Here is a 20,577-nt window from a genome sequence, read left to right as displayed (position 1 = left end):
CACAGTTCAATAAGCCGTTCACAAACTGACGCCAATTGCGCTTAGAACCCGCGTCGGGCCGCCTCATCCTGGGGCTTTCGGTTGCCGGTTGGGAAGCCACCGGGAGACGAAGGGTAGCGGCCGCACCGCCCCGGACCGGGTGCCGGCATCACCGTGCGCCTCGTCCGGAAGCAGCGACGCGATCAGATCGAGCAGCTTCTCCCGCTCCTCCCCGGTGAACAGCACGAGGAACGAGCCGAGATCCAGCTGCACCTCCGGCGCGTCATCACCGGGGCGATGGGAGACGTAGGGCTGCCCGGACTGGCCGTCGCGCATCAGCGCCCAGCGGTCGCCGCCGACACCGACATGGAATTCGCGCGCGATCCGTGGGGCCTGTTCAATCATCGCTCATCCAGCGCGCGATCAGCGTGCAATGTTCGATGAAATAGAGTGCACAGTGGCGACGAGATATAACCTGGTACAAGGATTCACAGTTTTCGGCGGCCGCCGCGTGGTCGCGCGGGACAGCGCGTCGGTTCCCAGGTTGCGCGCCGCCGTCGCGGGGTTTCGCAGCGGCTCCGACTGGGCCGGTCGCGGTAGGGACGCGATGTCCGGCCCCGCGCGTGTCGTCGGCCACCGCAACGGCGACCATGTCGACCACGGCGCCCGGGATGGCGTGCTCGGCTGGACCCTATCCCGCACGTCGATTGCCGGGGCGCGGACCGTCCGGTGCGCCGGATCGCGCGCGGGCGGCACCCGAGCGCCGGTTTCGCGCCCCGCTACGGCGAGGGGCTGCACGACTCTCTGACCCGATCGCCTTCGGTCCGGCGGGGTCTGTCGCGCGCTCGGCGCGGGCTCGTCGCCCGCTCTCGGCCCCTCGACGAACGGCTCTAGCGATACGCGTGCGGGCGAGAGCGCTCGAAGGCGTCCGCGCAGGCGGTGTCGAACAGCTTGCAGGGCGGCTGAGCGTCGCCCGGCTCAGCCAGCATCGGCTGTCCGCGGATGTCTCCGGCGGAGTGGACCTGCGCGTACCGCGATCGCGGATCGAAATAGGGATCCGCGGTGTAGCTGCTCATGAACGCACCGCCCGCCGGCATCTCGCTCTCGGACAGCGCCGGGCCGATCTGCAGCGGAAGCGACAGCGCCAAGACGAGGAGCCGTGAACATCGTCTGACCATGGGCGCGTTTCTCCCCGAGCGCGCGTGATCGGCAGCGCGCAGGCCGGTCGCCGGATTTCTCGGGCTGGAATGACGTCGCCGCCGCGAGATCGGCGGCCGCTCTATTCAGGAGGGACCACCGTCACGCGGGCATTCCAGGGACAGCTTTCCGCTGCGCATTCAGCATGACCGCCCCCCCGCCCCGACCGCCTTCGCCGGATCGGACAGTCCCGTTTTCGGGAAGATCGTACAAGATGACCTCGGGCCGCAAGAAAATAAGATTTACGCCAGCAAAGATCGAATTTCTTTTCAAAATCTTTTTTCAATACCCGGTGCGAGAAACGGCGATAGCGATCCGCTGCGCAGGATGGGCCGGTGGCGGATCAGTCTCACACTTCAGAGAACCCGTGTCGTTTTAAGTTTCTTAAAACCGCTTCAGTTTGTCGTGCCGAATTCATTCGAACAGCGATTTTACGAAGGCTATATCTGCGTCGTGCCGGGCTATTGCCCAGGCTTCTCTTCGCAAACGAGGCTCGATCGGCTCGTTGTCCAGCGGACACGCCGCGCGGAACGAGGTCAGGCCACGGCAGGACATCCGACTGATCTCATGGAACTCGTCCGGTTCGCCCTGAAATTTCGCAAGAGCTTCTATGTTCTCGCCGTCCTCATGTTCCTCACGGGGCTCGGCTCGATCGCCGTCGCGCCGAAGGATGTGCTGCCCGCCGTCGACATCCCGATGGTGATCGTGGTGTGGACCTACAACGGTCTCGACGCGACCGACATGGTCCAGCGCATCACGAACTACAGCGAGTTCTCGCTGTCGAGCAACGTGAACAACATCCGGCGGATCGAGTCGACGTCGATCCAGGGCACGGTCACCGAGCGGATCTACTTCGACTCTGCCGTCAGCATCGACTTGGCGATGACCCAGGTCGACTCGGCGATGAACACGATCCGCTCGCGCATGCCGCCGGGCGTGCAGCCCCCGGTCATCATGCGCTTCTCCGCGTCCTCGGTGCCCGTCATCCAGATGGCGCTGTCGTCCTCCAAGCTGCCGCTCACCGAGGTCTTCGACTACGCCCAGTACCGGACCCGCCGGCGGCTCGCTGAGGTGCCGGGCTCCACGCTGCCGTCGCCCTACGGCGGGGCGCCGCGTCAGGTCATGGTCGATCTCGACCTCGCCAAGCTGCGCGCGATCGGCATGACACCGCTCGATGTCCTGAACGCGGTCCTCACGCAGAATCTCGTGGTTCCCTCGGGTCTCGCGAAGATCGGGACGCAGCAATACACGGTGCGGCTGAATTCGAGCCCGCAGCTGATCGATCAGCTCAACCGCATCCCGATCAAGGTCGAGAACAACCAGCCGGTCCTGCTGCGCGATGTCGCCCACGTCCGGGACGGCGCGCCCCCGCAGATCAACGTCGTCCGCGCCGACGGCCACCACTCCGTCCTGCTGCAGGTCCTCAAGAACGGCGCGGCCTCGACCCTGGACGTCGTCAACGCTGTCAAGGCCGCCCTGCCGGACATCCACGCCGCCGCGCCGAAGGGGATGACCATCACGCCGCTGTTCGATCAGTCGGTCTTCGTCTCCGACGCCATCTCCGACGTGGTGCGCGAGGCGGTGATCGCGGCAGGGCTCACCGGTCTCGCCATCCTGCTGTTCCTGGGCTCCTGGCGCTCGACCATCGTGGTGCTGGTCTCGATCCCGCTCTGCATCCTGACCTCCCTGTCGATCCTCGTCGCCCTGGGCCAGACCATCAACGTGATGACCCTAGGAGGCCTCGCCCTGGCCGTCGGGATCCTGGTGGACGACGCGACGGTGGCCATCGAGAACACCTACCGGATGTTCGAGGAAGGCTTCTCGTTCCGGCGCTCGGTGGTGGAGGGCGTCGCCGGCATCGCCAAGCCGGCCCTGACCTCCACGCTCGCGATCTGCTCGGCCTTCTCGGCCGTCTTCTTCCTCACCGACGCGCCCCGCTACCTCTTCGTCCCGCAGGCCGAGGCTGTGGTCTTCGCGATGCTGACCTCCTACCTGCTGTCGCGGACGCTCGTGGCGATCCTCATCGACGTCCTCGTCGCCCCGGAATACGCACGGCACCACGGCGGCCCGATCGCTGAGACCGAAGGGGCGTCGCCCCGCCGCTCCGTCCTCGGCCGGATTCGCGGCGGCGTGACTCGGCCCCTCGCCTGGATCCTCCGGTATCCGCTGCGCGGCGCCCTCGCCTTCCGCAACGCGTTCGAGCGCGCTTTCGCGCGCTTCCACGCCGGCTATGTCGGCCTCCTCTCCGCTGTGCTCGGCCATCCCGCCCGCGCGCTGTGCGGCGCGCTCGCCGTCGTCGCGGTGACAGCTGCGATCTTCCCCTTCGTCGGGCAGGACTACTTCCCGCAGATCGAATCCAGCCAGATGACCCTGCACATCCGCACGCGGCCGGGTGAGCGAATCGAGCAGGCGGAGAAGACCTTCGCGCAGGTCGAGGACGTCGTCCGACAGGTCGTCCCGAAGGACGAGCTCGGGCTCATCCTGGACAATATCGGCCTACCCGCCTCGAACTACAATTTCGCCTTCATGGACGCCTCTTTCGTCGCGTACAATGACGGACAGATGCTGATCAACCTGAAGGGCGAGCACAAACCGATCTCCTACTACGAGAAGCGGCTGCGCCAGATCCTGCACGAGGCCTTCCCGGACGATACCTTCTATTTCCAGCCGTCCGACATCATCACGCAGATCCTGAATTTCGGGACGGTCGCGCAGATCGACGTGCAGGTGTCTGGGCGTCACGATGCCGAGGACCTCGCGCTAGCGCAGGACCTCGTCCGCCGCATCGGGGCGGTCCGGGGTGCGGTCGACGTCCACCTGCATCAGATCGTCGACGCCCCGCAGATGTACGTGAACGTCGACCGCAGGCTCGCCTCGGAGATGGGCGTGAGCGAACAGTCCATCGCGCAGAACCTCAACGTCTCGCTCTCCGGCTCCTTCCAGGTCAGCCCGAACTTCTGGGCCGATCCCAAGTCCGGCATGCCGTATCAGCTCTGGGTCCAGACGCCGGAATGGCGCAACGCCGACATCGCGCAGCTGATGAACACGCCGGTCTCCGTGCACGCGACCGCGCATGACAGGCCCGGCATCCCGATCCTGCTGTCGAACATCGCCACCATGCAGCGGCGTCCCGAGCAGACGGTGATCAACCACGTCAATCAGCAGCCGACCTACGACATCCTCGCCAATGTCCAGAACGCCGATCTCGGCAGCGTCCGCAATGCCGTCGACCGGATCGTCGCCGAGGAGCAGGTCCGGCTCCCGGCTCCGGACAAGATTCTCGTGCGCGGCCAGATCGAGAGCATGGAGAGCGCCTTCTCGCGCATCGAGATCGGGCTCGGGATCGCGCTGGTCGCGGTCTACCTGCTGCTCGTCCTGAACTACCAGACCTGGGTCGATCCCTTCGTGGTCATCGCCGCCCTGCCGCTGGCCTTCTGCGGCATCGTGATGAGCCTGTTCATCACCAGCACGGCGTTCTCGATCCCCGCCCTGTTCGGCGCGATCATGTCGGTCGGCGTGGCGAGCGCGAACTCGATCCTGCTCGTCACCTTCGCCAAGGAGCATCGCGAAGCCACCGGCTGCTCGGCCAGCGAGGCCGCCCTGATGGCCGGCCACACCCGCCTCCGGCCGGTGCTCATGACAGCCTCCGCCATGTTCCTGGGCCTGATCCCGATGGCGATCGGGGCGGGCGAAGGCGCCGAGCAGAATGCCGCCCTCGCCCGCGCGGTGATGGGCGGGATCGGGATGGGCACCGTCTCGACCCTGCTGTTCGTCCCCCTTCTCTACACCCTGCTCCGCCGCAACCCGATCAAGCCCCTCGAGGATTATTGATGACCGACTTCAACGACGCTCCCGGGAGCGGCGCCGAAGCCGCCGCGCGGGCGCACCGGCACGCGGTCGAGATCGACCCGCTGCGGCAGGACCAGGCCGGCGAGGTGCTGGTCCACGCCGTGCCGCCGCCGCCGCGCAAGCGCCCGTTCCTCGTGGCGCTCCTGGCGCTCGGAAGCGCCCTCGGGCTCGGCGCGTGGCGCCACTGGGAAACCTATCAGGCCTCTCTAGTGACGCAGTCGGAGGCCGTGAACTTCGTTCCCAACGTCCGCACCGGGCCGGCGCAGGTGGATGACGGGCCGATGATGCTGACCCTGCCGGGCCAGACCGAGGCCTTCGACCATGCCGACATCTTCGCCCGCGCCACCGGCTACATCGCCGAGCGCCGGGTCGACATCGGGTCGCGGGTGAAGAAGGGCGATCTCCTGGTCCGGATCACCGCGCCCGACCTCGATCAGCAGGCCCGGCAGGCCGAGGCCCAACTCGGCCAGTTCGAGGCGCAGCTCGCGGTCGCGCGGGCCGACGTGGAGCAGGCCAAGGCCAGCGTGACGCTCGCGAATGTCACCGATGCCCGCACCGCGACCCTGGCCGGGCAAGGCTGGGCCTCGAAGCAGAATGCCGACCAGACCCGGGCCGGGATGCTAACCGCCACCGCGTCACTCGCCGCCGCGCAGGCGAAGGTGAAGGTCGCGGAGGCCAACATCACCGCCCAGCAGGCGACCGTCGACCGGCTCCGCACGCTGACCACATTCGAGAACGTCGTCGCGCCGTTCGACGGCATCGTGACCGCCCGCAAAGTCGATGTCGGCGATCTCGTCCACGGCGATGCCGGCTCCGGGACGCCGCTCTTCACGATCGACAGCACCGATGTGCTGCGCGTCGCGGTGCAGGTGCCGCAATCGGCCGCCGTGGGCATCCGCGACGGGGTGAAGGCGCGCGTTCAGGTCGCGCAGATCCCGGACCGCGCGTTCTCCGGCTCGGTGTCGCGCAGCTCGGTCGCTCTCCGATCCTCGGTGCGGACGCTCGACACCGAGGTCGACGTCGCCAACCCGGACGGGGTTCTCCGGCCCGGTCTCTACGTCGCCGTCACCTTCGCGGTGCCGCGCACGCATCCGCGCGTGATCGTGCCGTCCGAGGCGCTGATCTTCGACGCGGACGGGACGCGGGTCGCCGTGGTCGGGGCCGACGGCACCGTCCGGCTGCGCCCGATCACGATCGCGCGCGATCTCGGCACGCGCCTCGAATTGCGCAGCGGCCTCGAGAGCGGCGACACCGTGGTCCTCAACCCGCCCGCCGGCCTCCAGGACGGCAGCCGCGTCAACCCCAGGAGTTCCGTCGCCTCGCAGACCCCGACAGCCAAGCTCTCAGAGCAGGCGAGCGCGGAGTGAGGCGCATGGTCCAGATCCCCCGCTCTCCCGTAAGCTTCGCCGCCCCGATGATGCAGACCGCCGGCCGCGATCGGACCCCATTTGACTCCGGGACCGAAGAGGATAATTGCACTCCTCCCTCCGAGCCGCAGGAGACTAGACAGGGCCGGCGAATACAAAATAAGAAGGAAAAACGAATGGCCAACGTATTGGTAGTCGAGGACGACCGGCGGGTCGCCGCCGAGATCGGGTCGGCCCTCGCGGAATACGGATTTCAGGTAGACGAAGCGCCGAGCGGTAGCATCGGACTACGCAAGGCCCTCGACGGTAACTTTGACGTGATCGTGCTCGATCGGATGCTCCCGGAGATCGACGGCCTGTCGCTGCTCACCGAGCTGCGCGCCGCCAAGGTCTCGACGCCGGTCCTGATCCTCAGCGCCCTTTCGGCCGTCAACGAGCGCGTCGACGGGCTGCGCGCCGGCGGCGACGACTACCTCGCCAAGCCGTTCGAGTTCATCGAGCTGACGGCGCGCGTCGACGCGCTCGCCCGGCGCAAGATGGCGGCCGAGGCGGTGAACGAGCTGGTGGTCGGCGATCTCCGCCTTGACCTGATCGAGCGCGTCCTCTACTGCGCGGGGCGCGAGATCGAGCTCCTGCCCAAGGAGTTCGCGATCATCGAGTTTCTGATGCAGAACGCCGGCACGCTGGTCAGCCGGAAGATGATCTTCGAATCCGTCTGGGGCTACAGCTTCAACCACCAGTCCAGCGTCATCGACGTCCATATCGGCAAGATCCGCAAGAAGTTGGATCCCGACGGGCTGAACCCGCGGATCCACACGGTGCGCAACACCGGCTTCATTCTCCGTGCGCCTTCTTGAGATCCGGCGCACCAGCGGCTTCCGGGTCGCCTGCCTGTTCTTCGCGACCTTCGGGACCGCGTCGCTCGCGCTGTCGGGCTTCCTGTACGTCGACACGCGCAGCTACGGCCGCAAGGCCGCGTTCGAGTGGGTCGGATGGGAGTCGAAGCACCTCCTGAGCCTGTCGCCGCGGGCGCTGCGCGAGCGCATCGACGCCTCCGAGGATTTCGCCGAAGGCGGCCGTCCGCTCGTCCTGTTCGGACCAGACCACGTGCGCCGGGCGGGCGCGCCGATCGACTTTCCCGATCAGGCGCCGATCGGGAGGCCGTTCATCCTGTCGCAGCCGATGGACCACCGCAGCCGCACGCTGTTCAGCCAGCTCACCGAGCTCCCGAGCGGCGAATACGTCCTGGTCAGCCGCTCGGCCCAGGATCTTCAGGCTCTCGAGAAGGCGCTGGTCGAGACCTTCGTCTGGGGGATGGCCGCCACCATCGTCATCGGCCTGATCGGTGCCGTGGTCTTCGGCGCCGGCTCACTGCGGCAGAACGATGCGATCACCAAGGCGGTCGAGCGCATCATGCGCGGCGACCTGAGCGAGCGCCTGCCGACGCGCGGCGTCTCGGCCGACCTCGCCCACCTGACCCGCGTCGTCAACGACATGCTGGATCAGCTCGAGCGGCTGATGCTGGAGATCAAGGGCGTCAACGAGAACATCGCCCACGACCTGCGCACGCCGCTGACCCGGGTGGTCGGCACGCTGGAGCGCTCGCTCCGCAAGGCCGACAGCGTGGAGACCTTTCGCACCTTCAACGAGGACGTCCTCGCCGAGGTCAAGACCATCGTCGTCCGGTTCTCGGCCCTCTTGCGCATCTCCGAAATGGAAGACCGTCTGCGCCGGTCGGGCTTCACGCAGGTCGATCTCGGTCGGCTGCTCGAGGACGCGGTGGAGTATTACGAACCCCTCGCCAACGAGCGCGGCATCGAACTCCTCTGGGACCGCCCGGAAGACACCTGTGCGATCGAGGGCGACCGCAGCCTGATCTTCGAGGCGGCGAGCAACCTGATCGACAATGCCCTGAAGTTCACGCCGGCCGGAGGAGTGGTGACGGTCGCGCTGATCCGGAATCCGCTGGGCATCCAAGTCACGGACACGGGCTGCGGCATCCCGGCCGAGGAGCTGAGTGCCGTCCGGGCCCGGTACCGCCGCGGGGCGCTGAAGACCGACAAGAGCGGCTTCGGGATCGGCCTGAGCCTGGTCGACTCCATCGCGCGGCTGCACAGCGCCGCCTTCGACATCGCCTCCGACGGGACCGGCTGCCGCGTGACCCTCAGCTGGACCCACACGGTCGGGACTGATCCGTCCGTCGATCTCCTGCCCGCCGCGTCCCACTGACGCCGTCGCGCCCGGCCGATCCCGTCCCGCGGGATCGGCCGGGCGCATGGCCTCGGAGGGGTCTCAGTAGGACGGCTGACCGCGCCGACGCTCGCGGCTGTTGAGGCGGCTCCACTGCCGATTGGCCGGGACGGTCTCGATCGCGCTGGGCCGCTGGACCGCGGCGCTGTAGCCGGTCGCGCCTTCCCACATGCCGCCCGCCTTGTCGTTGCCCTCGGACGCGGACCATGGGTCGAGGCCGCTGCCGTTCGTCCGGATGATGAGGCTCGGATCGATCGCCGCGCCCGCGTCCTGGGCGAAGGCAGGACCCGCGACCAGCACTGCGCCCATCGAGCAGGCCAGGACGATGTTCTTCATGATGTTTTCCCGCTTCTCGAGCTGTCGCCCAACGACGACGTGCCTGCAAGATGCCGCATGACTGATTTAAACTCTATATTTTATTGAATAATAATTCTTCTACTCTTCGGGTAGTTTTCAATATTACAAATATTTTTGTTTTCCCGGGTGCAGTGGTACAGATCCGCCAGGATCGCGACCACCGCGACCGCGTGTGGGGCTGCGCCGCTCGAGTCTCGCGGACTGCCGCGCAAGGCGGGAGCGTGCAGCGGACATGAAAAAGCCGACCGGTTGCCCGGTCGGCGAAGTCTTATGGGTCTGAAGCTCTGGGTCAGACGGGCCATGCCCTGGTACCCGGGACAGCCACTCTGAAACCATAGCATCCGCTCGCTCGGCGGCGAAGCAGGCCGCTGAAGAGCTGCCCTCTTTGTAGATGATTCCGCGCGATGCGCAAGCAAAAGATCTTTTATTTGTTTAATGTACTCGAATTCATTCAACGATGTATGTCCGCAGCCAATGATAAAAGCCCGACCTCGCGGTCGGGCTCAAGATTAGATCGTGCGTTTGTAATGAAGCTTCACATCGGTTCAGAAATCTCGCTGCACGCGGAACCGGAATTGGGCCGCGTCCTGCGAATTGACGTAGCGCAGCGCGTTCTTCGAGATGTCCGGCGTGACGCCGCTATTCAGCGCCGTGCGGATGTACTCGCCCTCGACGCCGATATCGAGGTCCTTCACCGGGGTCCAGATCAGGCTGGCGCCGGTGATCATCTGGTTGTTGCCCCGCAGGATGGGGCTCGTGGCGAAGGCCAAGGCGTTGGACGCGCTGGCCCCTGCCGGGGCGAAGCCGAAGCCCAGCAGACCCAGCGCGTTGCGGCCTTTGGAGTTGTAGTCGATCTGCGCGTAGCTGCCGAAGAAGGCAGATCGCCAAGCGGGCGACCAGTAGTGGAGCAGGGACGCCACGGCGGAGAACGAGGTCGATAGCTCGAGTCGACCGGTCGTCGGGTTCAGCACCGCGTCCGCATAGTATTGCGCGAACGAGCCACCGCCGACCGGCGCCGCACCGAGAGCGTCGTACGGCGCCGTGTAGTTCGAGATGCCCGTGTAGGCGATGGCACCCTGCCCGTAGGCGCCCTGCAGGTAGAGCGTGTCGCCCGTCGCGATGAACGGCAGGTTGACCTTCAGGCCGCCCTGAACTGCCCAGCCGTAGGCGTTGGAGGCGCGTCCCGTGGGCGAGATGCCAAGACCGGCCGTCGCGGTGGTAATGCCCGCGACCGTGCTGCCGGCGTCGCCGGCATTGATCTCGTGAACGGCGGCGGAAAGCTGTGCCGAGCCCCAGGCTTGGTCGATGCGGGCCACGCCGATGAAGTCCGGCATGCGGCTCTTCTGCGTGACATCGACGAAGGCGACGTTGCCCGCACCGACGACGATCGGCGCGAGCCAGGTCGACGGGGTGAACGGGTTGAAAGCGTTGCTGTAGCCGGCAAACCCGCCGCCCGCCGTGAACGCACCGACCGCCGAGCCCGTGCCGAAGATCGGAAAGCGCCGGTAGGTCGGGTCCTCCATCGAGGCGGTCAGCGTGATGCCGTTTCCGAAGACTGCCGAGTAGGCGAGCAGGTTCGTGCTGAACGTATCGGAGCCGGCTGTACCGCCGATCAGCTCGAAATCGTGCGCGTAGAAGTCGAAGAACGAGGACGCACGGCCTGCGGTGAGTCCGGCGAACTGGATGAAGGCCTTGTCGGCATTGACGTAGGTCTGTGTGCGGCCGAAGGCGTCGGCGCCGAGGCCCGCAATGGCCAAGCTCTCGCGCTGCCGGGATCCCGAGGTCAGGAACGGCCCGCTGCGGTTGGCGACGTCGATGCGCAGGAACGCGCGCAGGGTTCCGTAATCGGTCTGGGTCCGCGAATCGAGATTCAACCGCATCAGGCCGAGATAGCCGGTGAGGTCGCCGCCGCCGCCCGTACGAACCTTGCTGGTCTGATACAGGAAGTCATACCGCGCTCTTCCGGACAGCCGGATGCAGGTATCGGTCCCTGGGATGTAGAAGAATCCGGCGCCATAGGCGTTGCAGACGCGTACGAACTCGACCGGCGCCGCCTTGAATGTCGGGAGATCGGCGGCGTACGCACCGCCGATCGGGATCATCAGGGCCGAGCAGCCCAGTAGCAGCGCCTTGATTCTGGTCATCATAACCCCGCATCCGACGCCGTGGACGTGCCACTGCAGGCGTCAACCCAACAATCCGCGTTCACGCACGTGTTCGGGTGCCGACACGATGCGACGTCGCAGTGGTTTAGAGAATTGGCCGCTCTATCTAGAGACAGCTTGACCGTATCCGTCAAGGATTCATTTTACAAATAAATTGCACTTCTATAATTCAACGAGAATTGACTTCATGAAATTTGTTTCGGTATCTTAAGCGATCGCGAGAAGGTGAGCGCGCGTTCGGCGCATTTCGGCCATCGCGGCCGCGTCGGATTGGCGGAACGGGTCGGGCCGCACGAGAGGAGCCGCCCTGCAAGAGGACCTCGCGGGCCGGATCGTGTTCAGATCTCGATGTTGAAGTGGCGCGGACCGAGACCCGCCGCGCTGCCCGTTGCGGGCAGCGGCGAGCGACCGTCCGCCACCCATCAGGGGACAACTGATCCGACGACAGAGTTGGGGGCGGCCTCGGAGAACGCGTTCCGAAACGGCCACGAAGAAGAGGCCGCTGCCGCGTACGGGTCCGCTATCGCGCGGATAGCGAGGCCTATCGGCCTCGTCTGACGATGTGCGCCGTCGGCGCGCCTTGTCCTGCCGGCGCTGCGGCGGGGCGGCAACGCCGCGGGCCCGCCCGACGCGCGCGGACGATCGCGCCCGTTAAGCATGTTCCTCAAGAGTTCAAGATTGCAAAGCTCGGCTATATCCGCGAGCCGTCATCGTGATTTACAAAGTTCTAACGTAGCGAGTCCAATTTGCGGCGACGGTGCGGAGAAACGAATGTCGGAACCGCTGACCCTCTCGCCGCACCCGCCCGGCGGACCCGACGCCGCCTCCGGTTGGCGCAGCACGCCCGCCGCGCGGGCCGACCGGCATCCTCGCTCCGATGTCGGGACGATCGTCATCCACTGGATCGTCGCTATCGCCATGGTGGCGAGCCTGCTCACCGGCCTGCGCATCTCGGCCGACGCGCCCGTGGCGCGGACCGCGAAGTTCCTGGCGCCGATGCTCCCGCAGGGAGAGGTCTGGACCGTCCATTTCGTGGCCGGCCTGACCCTGTTCTTCGGCATCACGGCCTATCTCGTCTACCTCGTGCGCGGGCGTCTCACCGACCGCAACGGCCTCTCGCGGCTCCGCGCCCTCCGCGTCAGCGGGCGGACGAAGGCGGCCCGGAAGGCCCGGTGGGGCGGCATCAACGTCGCGCTGCACTGGCTGATCTACGCGGTCACGCTCATCCTGACAGGCACAGGGGTCGCGCTCTACCTGGGCTACGGCGGCTGGGTGGTGTGGCTGCACGCCACCTGCGCGCTGGTGGCCCTGGCCTACATCGCGGTCCATACCCTCGCGCACTTCATGTACGGCGGGCTCTGGCAGCTCCTGCGGTTGTTCCGTCCCGCGGCCCTGGCGGACGGCGCGGCGCGGCGGCGGCGGCCGCTCCTGGCGGCCGCCGTGATCGGTCTCCCCGTCGTCGGCGGCCTGGCCTTCGCGGACGTGAAGGGCCGCTCCACACTCGTCGTCGACAAGGTGTCGGCCGGACCGGACCTGTCCAAGCTCCTCGAAGACCCGGTCTGGCGCACGGCGCGGCCGGTCTCGGTCCGGACGATGCAGGGCGCCAATTTCGGCGGGACCGGCGAGACGACCGTCGAGATCCGCGCGGTCCGCGACGACGCGAACGTGTACTTCGCCTTCCGCTGGTGGGATCCGTCGCGCTCACTGAAGCGCGTCCCGATGATCAAGAAGGCGGACGGCTGGCACCTCCTCGACGCGGACGCCGCGCGCGCGGACGTGACCGCCTACTACGAGGACAAGCTGGCGGTGATCTTCTCGCGATCCGACGCCTTCGGCAGCGGCGGGTCGACCCATCTCGGCGCCCGGCCCCTGCCCGACGCCCCCGCCCCGCTCAACGGCCGCGGCTACCACTACACCACGGACGGCAGCTACATCGACATGTGGCAGTGGAAGGCGGCCCGGGGCGGCATGCTCGGCGTCGTCGAGGACATGCATATCGGGCCGCCCACCGAGCCGACCGCCGCCGAGCGGGCCGTGAAGGGCCGCTACCAGGCCGGCTACTGGGGCGATCCCGGCACCAGCGCGTACCGCTACAACTTCAAGTTCGAGGGTCCCGGCGGTTACGCGGGCGCGGTCGAGCCGCTGCGGCTTCCCAAGGACTGGCGCGCGACGGTGGCCAAGCTCGGCACCGTGGATCTCGCCTTCGACGCCAGCACCTCGCCGGGCTCGGAATGGTGGATGGTCGAGAAGACCGACACGGTGCCGTACACGGCGGCCGCAGACGCGGAGATCCCGGTCGGGACCGTCATGCCGGGCGTCCTCATGACCGACGGCTATACGGGGGATCGCGCCGGGATCTCGGCGGCAGCCGACTGGGCCGACGACCACTGGACCCTGGTCGCCTCCCGCAAGATCGCGACCGGCAGCAAGTACGACGTCGATTTCCTGCCCGGCAACACCTTCTACCTGTACGTCTCGGCCTTCGATCACACGCAGACCCGCCACACGCGGCACATGCGGCCGGTCGAAGTCCTGTTGCGCTGAGGCGAGAGCGCGCCATGGCCGATCGCGTCGACCTCATCATCAACGGACGGCGCGTCAGCGCCGTCGCGGGACAGACCCTGCTCGACGCGGGTCTGGCGGCCGGACGCGCGATCCCGCACGACTGCGCCACCGGTCAGTGCGACACCTGCCGCGTCCGGATCCATTCGGGCTCGGTGGACGATGCGGGGACGCGCATCGGCGAGACCGTGCAGGCCTGCCGGGCGCGCCTGACCAGCGACACGGTCATCGAGTTCGACGAGGTTCCCGAGACCGTCCGGCGCGCCGGCACTGTGGACCGCGTGGTCGATCTCACCGCCGAGATCGTCGAAGTCACGGTCGCGCTGCGCAAGCGGCTGATCTACCTGCCGGGCCAGTATGTCCGGGTCTCCTTCGCCGGGCTGCCGGCACGGGACTACAGCCCGACCCTGCGCTCGGATGGATCGGGCGAACTGAACGAGTTGATCTTCCAGATCCGCCGGCAGCCCGACGGCGCGGTCTCGCCGCTGCTCGGCAACAAGGTCGGACCGGGAACGGCGGTGAAGGTCGAGGGTCCGTTCGGGGCCGCCTTCCACCGGCTCGGACGCGGTCGCCTCGTCGTCGTCTCGTCCGGCGTCGGTTGGGCGCCGGCCTGGGCGGTCGCACGCGCGAGCCGGCTGCGCGAGCCGGAGCGCGAGCTGCTCGTCGTGGCCGGCGCGCGGCACCCGCAGAACCTCTACATGCGCCCGGCGCTCGACTGGCTGCGCGAGCGCGGGGCAACGACGATCCTGACCTGCAGCGGCAGTAACCCACCTCCGGATGCCCGGGCGGGGCGACCGACCCTCCACATGCCGATGCTCACGCGGGACGACATCGTCCTCGCGGCCGGCGCCCCGGAGATGGTCGCAGCGGTCCAATTCCTGGCCGCGGCCACCGGTGCGACCTGCTACGCCGATCCCTTCTACGCGGCCGCGCGCGGCGCGGAGGAGAACCCGCCGTCCGACACGAATTTCCTGCAGCGCTTCCTGCAGCGCGTGGCGGGCCATCGGACCGCTAAAACGGAGCCCGTCGCCTAGCAGATCGTCAACCACACCTTCAATGTACGGTATCCGGTGACCTCGAGTTAAGCACTCAAGGCGCATTCTCCGGTCATGGCACTGTCATTCTCGAATCTTCGGCGCGTCATCGCGGGTGGAATCATCCTCCTCGCCCAGTCGGGCGGCGTCCGGGCGGACGATCTCCCGATCGTCGGCACGGGTGACGGGATCGAGATGCTCCAGGCGGTCGCGGCCGCCTACAATGCCGAGGGCGGCGACGCCCGCGTCTCGGTTCCTCCGAGCATCGGCTCCGGCGGCGCCGTCGCGGCCGTGGGCGGCGAGCGCCAGCGGCTCGGACGGGTGGCGCGCCCGCTCACCGAGGCCGAGAAGGCCCAGGGCCTGGTAGAGGTGCCGCTCGCCCGCATCCCCTCGGCCATCTTCGTCCACCGGGGCGCCGGCGTCACGAACCTGACGAGCGCGCAGGTCGCGGCCATCTTCGCGGGCACGACCGACAATTGGAGCGCCCTCGGCGGACCCGATCTCAAGATCCGCGTCGTCCGCCGCGAGGAGACGGACAGCACGCTGTCGGTGCTTCGGGCGACCATGCCGGGCTGGCGCGACCTCGTCCTGACCAGCCGCTCCAAGACCGCGACCACGACCCAGGACGCGATCGCCACGGTGCGCGAGACGCCCGGCGCGATCGGCTTCGGTCCGTACTCCCCGGCGCTCGCGGGCGATCTGACAGTGCTGACGATCGACGGTAGGGCGCCGCGCGATCCGGCCTATCCGAGCGCCGTGACCCTCGCGCTGATCTACAAGGCCGCCACGCGCGACGCCGCGGCATCCGCGTTCCTCGCCTTCGCGACGTCCGATCGCGCGGGTCAGGTCATGGCGGAGCGGGGCGGTGCCCCGCTCAGGCCGTGACGGGCACCGTCTTCTCGCGTTCCCTGCGCGCGCGCCTCGTCGGCGCGACGCTCTCGACGGCCGCGGTCGCGCTGGCGGCCCTGGTCTTCCTGGTGGTCCTGCGCTCCGGGCAGACGCTCCGCGAGCAAGAGCGAGAGGTCTCGACTTGGTCCGAGGCGCAGCTCTCCGACCGCCTGTTCAGCGACGCCAAGCTCGCCGCCGCCCGGCTCCAGATGCAGCGCGAGGACGTCGAGCGGCGCTTCGCCACCATGGCCAAGCGCTGGGACGTCGCCAAGGCGGTCTTCTCCGGCAACACGGTGGCGGCCTCGGAGCTGCTCCGGCCGGCGCTGGCGCTTGCGGACCTCGACGGTGCCATCGCCTTCGACCTCAATCTCCGCGCTCTGACGGCCGACCGCGTCGACGCGGATCTCCTCGCCGCCAACGGGGCGTTCGGGACGTCACCCGTCGCGACGGCCCTCCGGGCGGTGCTCGCCCGCAACGATAGGGAGCGCGCGGACGGGTTCGTGCTGTCGCTGCGCTGGGACGACGCGCTGGCGCGCGCGCTCGCCGCGAACGAGAGCGGCACGGTCGCCGACATCTTCGGCCAGCCGCTCTTCGACGATTTCGGCGAGGTGATCGGCGGCCTCGTCGGATACCGGGTCCTGCGTCCGCACGAGCCGACCCTGACGGCCTTCGCGTCGCTCAGCGGACGCGACGTCCTCATCCTCTCCGGCCAGAGTCTGCTCTCCTCGGCGGGCGCGGAGGTCTCCCACGCCCAGCTCGGACCCGCGTCGGGTGCTGAGCTTCACGCCGTGGTGGGGGCCGAGAAGGTGGCGCGCTGCATCGCCCAGCCTGCCGACATTCGCCTCTGCGTCGCGGCGCCGCTCAAGGAGCTGCAGCAGCTCACCGGCAAGGTGGTGGGCATCGGCGAGGAGAGCTCGCGCTCGCTCCTGCGGACGCTCAGCGTCGTGGCGGGTCTGACCCTGTGCCTGGTCGCGGTCGTCCTGCTCTTCCTGTCGAGCCGGATCACCCGACCCCTGGTGCGCATCACCCAGACGGTCTCCGAGGTCGCGCGCGGCAACTGGCACGTGAGCGTGCCGGATACCGATCGCGCCGACGAGGTCGGCGATATCGCGCGCGCCGTCGTCGTGCTCGAGCACTCCCTCTCGGAGCGCGATCAGCTGCGCGACGACGTGTTCCGGCAGAACACGATCCTGACGGAGCGCGAGCGGCAGCTCCAGGAGCAGAACGAGCGGTTCGACGCGGCCCTGAACAACATGTCCCAGGGCCTGTGCATGTTCGGGGGTCACGGCCGGCTCAAGGTCTACAATGCCCAGTTCTGCCGGATCTACGGCATCGCCCCGGGCGCGCTCGATACCGAACCGGCGCAGGCAGAGGTTCGCCGGCTCGCCGGTCTCGCGGACTGGCCGGACGCGGAGAGCGGGCCGAGCCGCCGGACCCTCACCCGGACGCTCTCCGACGGCCGCTGCGTCGAGATCACGGTCGAGCCGATGGCCGATGGCGGCTGGGTGGAGACCCACGAGGACGTCACCGCGAGCGTCACCGCGCAGGCGCGGATCGCGCATCTCGCGACCCACGACGCGCTGACCGGCCTGTCGAACCGGGCCCTGCTGGCCGAGCGTCTGGCGGCCGCCTTCGCGGACCATGCGGGCGGCGGCCGGGCAGTGACGGTGATCTGCCTCGACCTCGACGACTTCAAGGGCATCAACGACACCCTCGGGCATCCGGCCGGCGACGAGCTTCTCCGGCAGGTCGGGCGTCGCCTCACCGCCCTGTGCCCGCCCGGCGGCACGGTGGCGCGCCTTGGCGGCGACGAGTTCGCGATGGTCCTCTGTGAGGCGGATCTGCCGGACGGAGTCCTCGTCCTCGCCGAGCAGATCCTGACCCAGCTCAGGCGGCCGTTCTTCCTCGCTGGCCAGTTCGTTTCCGTGGACGGGAGCCTCGGCATCGCCGTCTCCGGCACGGAGGATGCCGACGGCGACGATCTCCTGCGGCGCGCCGACGTCGCCCTCTACGCCGCCAAGGCCGACGGCGGTCGGCGCGTCCGCGTCTTCGAGCAGGAGATGGAGGAGCGCCAGAACCAGCGGCGCTGGCTGGAACGCGAGCTGCGGCTGGCGATCGGCACCGCGCAGATCGAGCTGCACTATCAACCGCTCTTCGATCTGGCGACGAACGCGGTGACGAGCTTCGAGGCGCTGGCCCGGTGGCATCACCCGGAACGCGGGATGATCTCGCCCGGCGAGTTCATCCCGGTCGCCGAGGCGACGGGGCTGATCGACGCCCTCGGCGCCTACGTGCTCGAGCGGGCCTGCGCGGATGCCATGACGTGGCCCGGCTCCCTGCGGGTGGCCGTCAACATCTCGCCGATCCAGTTCCGCGAGGGCAATCTCGACCGCTTCGTCGAGGAGGTCCTGCGCAAGACCCGGCTGCCGAGCCACAGGCTCGAGCTGGAGATCACCGAGTCGGTGATCCTGAGCCAGGATCAGGCGAGTTTCGACATGCTGAGCCGCCTGCGCCGCCTCGGCGTGCGGTTCTCGATGGACGATTTCGGGACCGGCTACTCGTCCCTCAGCTCGCTGAACACGTTCCGCTTCGACAAGATCAAGCTGGACCAGTCCTTCGTCCGGAACCTGCTCGAGAAGGACGAGGCCGCGGCCATCGTCCACGTCGTGGCAGAACTCGGCCGCAGCCTGAAGATCACGACGACGGCCGAGGGTGTCGAGACCCCCGAGCAGCTGGCCCGGCTGCGAGCGAGCGGCTTCTCGGAGGTCCAGGGCTACCTGCTGAGCAAGCCGATCCCGGCTGCCGGCGTGGCCGCCTTCATCACAGCGCAGCAGCATCTCCACGTCGCGGCCTGACGGGGCGCAGGCACGGCTTGCGCGGAACGGCGCGGAGGACCGCGGTCAGCCGGGCACGCGCTCCACGCGCACGAGCAGGCACCCGGGTCGGGCCGTGTGGACGTTGACGAACCGGGTGCGCGGGTCGGCGAGGGCGCGGCGGAGCGGACCCTCGGCCTCGCTCCCGGCACAGACCTGTCCGAGATCGTAGAGACAGAGATGCTCCGCGTCGTAGGCGCGAACCGACACGAGCGCGTTCGCGCGGACGATCGGCGCGAGTTCGTCGACCGTCTCGGCGCGCGGGCAGTCTCGCGCGTGCAGGAAGATCGGGCTCGGGGTCCAGTAAATGCCGCGGGGCTCCGGCAGATCGTAGGATCCGAGCAGCATGGACTCGCCGGGCTGGCCGAGTCGCAGGCAGTGGCGGCACGGAAAGCCTCCGTCCGCCGTCGCAGCGACCCGCCGGATTGGGTTGCCCCGGTCGTCCAGGCCGGCGCTGCGGAAGCGATCGGCGGTCTCCGTCGGGATCGGAACGCATCGGAAACGGGTCATGGTGCACCTCCGGGACGGGCCCTAGGCCCCGCCCCGGCCCGCCGCATCCCGCTTCTTGCTGCGCAATCCGGAACGCTCCGCGGCCGCCGAGGCCGTCTCAGGCCGGGTCCGCGTCGCCGGCCGCGAGGGCGTGGCAGTACACGTCGACCGCGCCCTTGCCCTTCAGCGTCACGGCGCCGATCGGCCGGACGTCGCGCGGATCGGCCAATCGGTCGAAGGCCTCGCGCGACAGGTGCAGCGCGCACCCGTCGCCGAGGCCGGCGAGGCGCGCGGCGACGTTCACGGTGTCGCCCCACAGGTCGAAGGTGAACTTCGTCCGGCCGACGATACCGCCGACCACCGGCCCGATGTGGATGCCGCCGCGGATCCGCCAGCCCGGCTCGCCCGCCGCGGCGATCGCCACCATGTCGGCGGCGCAGCGGATGGCGGCGGAGACCGGGTCGTCGTGGGGCCGCAGCAGGTTGGCCGTGGCCATGAAGGCGTCGCCGATCGTCTTGATGTTCTCCAGGCCCCGCGCCTGCGTGACCACTTCGAAGGCTTCCGCCAGGCGCTGGATCTCCGCGACGACGACGTCCGGGCCCTGGTCGTGGCACCACGTGGTGAAGCCGACGAGGTCGATGAACAGGACCGCGACGTCGTCGAACAGCCGCGGCTTGACCTGCCCGGTCTCCATCAGCTCCGCCACCGCCGAGACCGGCAGGATGGCGTGGAGCAGCTCGTCGGCGCGCTTGCGCTCGCGCTCGATGGTCCGCAGATGCGCGACTTCACGGTCATGCGCCCGCTTCCGCTCCAGGCAGGATCGGATGCGGGCCTCCAGGATCACCGGCTCGAAGGGCTTCGGCAGGTAGTCGAACGCGCCGAGCTCGATGCACCGGACAATGCTGCCGATCTCCATCAGGGCGGAGATCATCACGACGGGCGTGTGGCGCCAAGCCTCGTGGGCTTTCATGCGCTCGAGCACGGCGTAGCCGTCCAGGGCCGGCATCATCACGTCGAGCAGGACGAGGTCGAACGGCTCCTCGCTCAGCCGGTCGAGGGCTGCCCGCCCGTTCGCGGCCCGCACGCTGGTATGTCCGAGGAGCTCCAGCTCCTGCTCCAGCAGGTCGAGGTTGAACGGCTCGTCGTCGACGATGAGGATGCGGGCTGGCTCCACGGGTCCTCCCTTCCTGGCGTGCGACGGCCGCGCTCAGCCGAGCCAGTGCTGCAGCTTGGCGAAGAGGAGGTCCTCGTCGACGGGCTTGGTCATGAAGTCGTCGCAGCCGGCAGCCCGCGCGCGGTCCTCGTCGCCGGACATCGCGTTGGCGGTGATCGCCATCACCGGAATGGCGGAGGTGGTCGCGTTCGCCTTGATGCGGCGCGTCGCCTCCCAGCCGTCGACGAGCGGCAGCGACAGGTCCATGAGGATGAGATCCGGCCGGTGCGCGATCGCCATGTCCACGCCGTCGGCCCCGTCGACGGCGATCAGGATCTCGTACTCGTCCTCGAGCAACTGGGTCAGCAGATCGCGGTTGAGCGCGACGTCCTCGACGATGAGAATCCGCTTCAT

15 protein-coding genes are annotated in these 20,577 nt (G+C 68.3%); 8 read left to right on the top strand and 7 right to left on the bottom strand.

Features of this window, described 5'->3' with window-relative positions:
- Positions 1 to 63 precede the first annotated feature (63 nt).
- Together ACTJK8_RS01290 and ACTJK8_RS01285 are read right to left on the bottom strand one after the other, a co-directional pair.
- On the bottom strand, positions 64 to 384 hold the full coding sequence (locus ACTJK8_RS01290) for a hypothetical protein (protein WP_012317252.1): 321 nt from the start codon (positions 382 to 384) through the stop codon (positions 64 to 66).
- A 485-nt stretch (positions 385 to 869) separates the two neighbouring features.
- Positions 870 to 1,157, bottom strand: coding sequence for a hypothetical protein (locus ACTJK8_RS01285; RefSeq protein WP_012317251.1), 288 nt, complete (start codon positions 1,155 to 1,157; stop codon positions 870 to 872).
- Positions 1,158 to 1,743: 586 nt separating this feature from the next.
- Between ACTJK8_RS01285 and ACTJK8_RS01280 the strand changes: the two genes are divergently transcribed.
- From ACTJK8_RS01280 to ACTJK8_RS01265, 4 genes are all read left to right on the top strand, one after another.
- Positions 1,744 to 5,007 carry an efflux RND transporter permease subunit gene (locus ACTJK8_RS01280; protein WP_440761394.1) on the top strand — a complete coding sequence of 1,088 codons (3,264 nt, stop codon included), beginning with the start codon at positions 1,744 to 1,746 and terminating at the stop codon, positions 5,005 to 5,007.
- Positions 5,007 to 6,392 (top strand): efflux RND transporter periplasmic adaptor subunit, encoded by a 1,386-nt coding sequence (locus ACTJK8_RS01275; RefSeq protein WP_440761393.1) that lies wholly within the window; start codon positions 5,007 to 5,009, stop codon positions 6,390 to 6,392. Before ACTJK8_RS01280 ends, ACTJK8_RS01275 begins: the two co-directional genes overlap by 1 nt.
- Positions 6,393 to 6,568: 176 nt before the next feature.
- Positions 6,569 to 7,249: a response regulator transcription factor gene (locus ACTJK8_RS01270; RefSeq protein ID WP_012317248.1), complete on the top strand. Its 681-nt coding sequence runs from the start codon at positions 6,569 to 6,571 to the stop codon at positions 7,247 to 7,249.
- Positions 7,236 to 8,621 carry a sensor histidine kinase gene (locus tag ACTJK8_RS01265; protein WP_440761392.1) on the top strand — a complete coding sequence of 462 codons (1,386 nt, stop codon included), beginning with the start codon at positions 7,236 to 7,238 and terminating at the stop codon, positions 8,619 to 8,621. Before ACTJK8_RS01270 ends, ACTJK8_RS01265 begins: the two co-directional genes overlap by 14 nt.
- A gap of 63 nt (positions 8,622 to 8,684) precedes the next feature.
- Here ACTJK8_RS01265 and ACTJK8_RS01260 read toward each other — a convergent pair whose 3' ends face one another.
- Positions 8,685 to 8,978 carry a hypothetical protein gene (locus ACTJK8_RS01260; protein ID WP_012317246.1) on the bottom strand — a complete coding sequence of 98 codons (294 nt, stop codon included), beginning with the start codon at positions 8,976 to 8,978 and terminating at the stop codon, positions 8,685 to 8,687.
- 566 nt (positions 8,979 to 9,544) lie between these two features.
- Positions 9,545 to 11,143, bottom strand: coding sequence for a porin (locus ACTJK8_RS01255; protein WP_024827797.1), 1,599 nt, complete (start codon positions 11,141 to 11,143; stop codon positions 9,545 to 9,547).
- 792 nt (positions 11,144 to 11,935) lie between these two features.
- Here ACTJK8_RS01255 and ACTJK8_RS01250 point away from each other — a divergent pair.
- The 4 genes from ACTJK8_RS01250 (at position 11,936) to ACTJK8_RS01235 (ending at position 18,503) form a co-directional block, all read left to right on the top strand.
- Entirely contained in the window at positions 11,936 to 13,708 is a 1,773-nt protein-coding gene (locus ACTJK8_RS01250) for an ethylbenzene dehydrogenase-related protein (RefSeq protein ID WP_012317244.1), read from the top strand.
- A 14-nt stretch (positions 13,709 to 13,722) separates the two neighbouring features.
- Positions 13,723 to 14,760, top strand: coding sequence for a 2Fe-2S iron-sulfur cluster-binding protein (locus tag ACTJK8_RS01245; protein WP_029358298.1), 1,038 nt, complete (start codon positions 13,723 to 13,725; stop codon positions 14,758 to 14,760).
- A 75-nt stretch (positions 14,761 to 14,835) separates the two neighbouring features.
- Positions 14,836 to 15,645, top strand: coding sequence for a PstS family phosphate ABC transporter substrate-binding protein (locus ACTJK8_RS01240; RefSeq protein WP_024827800.1), 810 nt, complete (start codon positions 14,836 to 14,838; stop codon positions 15,643 to 15,645).
- Complete coding sequence (locus tag ACTJK8_RS01235; RefSeq protein WP_024827801.1) at positions 15,642 to 18,503, top strand: putative bifunctional diguanylate cyclase/phosphodiesterase; 2,862 nt, start codon at positions 15,642 to 15,644, stop codon at positions 18,501 to 18,503. The genes ACTJK8_RS01240 and ACTJK8_RS01235 overlap by 4 nt, the downstream gene beginning before the upstream one ends.
- Positions 18,504 to 18,548: 45 nt before the next feature.
- Here ACTJK8_RS01235 and ACTJK8_RS01230 read toward each other — a convergent pair whose 3' ends face one another.
- The 3 genes from ACTJK8_RS01230 to ACTJK8_RS01220 all read right to left on the bottom strand — a co-directional run bounded on the left by ACTJK8_RS01230 (position 18,549) and on the right by ACTJK8_RS01220 (position 20,577).
- Entirely contained in the window at positions 18,549 to 19,031 is a 483-nt protein-coding gene (locus tag ACTJK8_RS01230; protein WP_440761391.1) for a DUF1203 domain-containing protein, read from the bottom strand.
- 97 nt (positions 19,032 to 19,128) lie between these two features.
- On the bottom strand, positions 19,129 to 20,184 hold the full coding sequence (locus ACTJK8_RS01225) for an adenylate/guanylate cyclase domain-containing protein (RefSeq protein WP_440761390.1): 1,056 nt from the start codon (positions 20,182 to 20,184) through the stop codon (positions 19,129 to 19,131).
- Between the two features lie 33 nt (positions 20,185 to 20,217).
- Positions 20,218 to 20,577 carry a response regulator gene (locus tag ACTJK8_RS01220; protein WP_024827802.1) on the bottom strand — a complete coding sequence of 120 codons (360 nt, stop codon included), beginning with the start codon at positions 20,575 to 20,577 and terminating at the stop codon, positions 20,218 to 20,220.

The organism is Methylobacterium sp. 22177, from assembly GCF_052045615.1.
GTDB lineage: Bacteria > Pseudomonadota > Alphaproteobacteria > Rhizobiales > Beijerinckiaceae > Methylobacterium > Methylobacterium radiotolerans.
Note: the sequence above shows the minus strand (reverse complement) of the source record. Positions and strands in the feature narration are given on the sequence as shown.

What these genes read in the sequence shown, in the direction of transcription:
- ACTJK8_RS01245 (WP_029358298.1), top strand. Translation starts at nt 13,723, where the DNA reads ATGGCCGATCGCGTCGACCTCATCATCAACGGACGGCGCGTCAGCGCC.
- ACTJK8_RS01220 (WP_024827802.1), bottom strand. Translation starts at nt 20,577, where the DNA reads ATGAAGCGGATTCTCATCGTCGAGGACGTCGCGCTCAACCGCGATCTG.
- ACTJK8_RS01240 (WP_024827800.1), top strand. Translation starts at nt 14,836, where the DNA reads ATGGCACTGTCATTCTCGAATCTTCGGCGCGTCATCGCGGGTGGAATC.
- ACTJK8_RS01280 (WP_440761394.1), top strand. Translation starts at nt 1,744, where the DNA reads ATGGAACTCGTCCGGTTCGCCCTGAAATTTCGCAAGAGCTTCTATGTT.
- ACTJK8_RS01260 (WP_012317246.1), bottom strand. Translation starts at nt 8,978, where the DNA reads ATGAAGAACATCGTCCTGGCCTGCTCGATGGGCGCAGTGCTGGTCGCG.
- ACTJK8_RS01275 (WP_440761393.1), top strand. Translation starts at nt 5,007, where the DNA reads ATGACCGACTTCAACGACGCTCCCGGGAGCGGCGCCGAAGCCGCCGCG.
- ACTJK8_RS01250 (WP_012317244.1), top strand. Translation starts at nt 11,936, where the DNA reads ATGTCGGAACCGCTGACCCTCTCGCCGCACCCGCCCGGCGGACCCGAC.
- ACTJK8_RS01230 (WP_440761391.1), bottom strand. Translation starts at nt 19,031, where the DNA reads ATGACCCGTTTCCGATGCGTTCCGATCCCGACGGAGACCGCCGATCGC.
- ACTJK8_RS01285 (WP_012317251.1), bottom strand. Translation starts at nt 1,157, where the DNA reads ATGGTCAGACGATGTTCACGGCTCCTCGTCTTGGCGCTGTCGCTTCCG.
- ACTJK8_RS01255 (WP_024827797.1), bottom strand. Translation starts at nt 11,143, where the DNA reads ATGACCAGAATCAAGGCGCTGCTACTGGGCTGCTCGGCCCTGATGATC.
- ACTJK8_RS01290 (WP_012317252.1), bottom strand. Translation starts at nt 384, where the DNA reads ATGATTGAACAGGCCCCACGGATCGCGCGCGAATTCCATGTCGGTGTC.
- ACTJK8_RS01270 (WP_012317248.1), top strand. Translation starts at nt 6,569, where the DNA reads ATGGCCAACGTATTGGTAGTCGAGGACGACCGGCGGGTCGCCGCCGAG.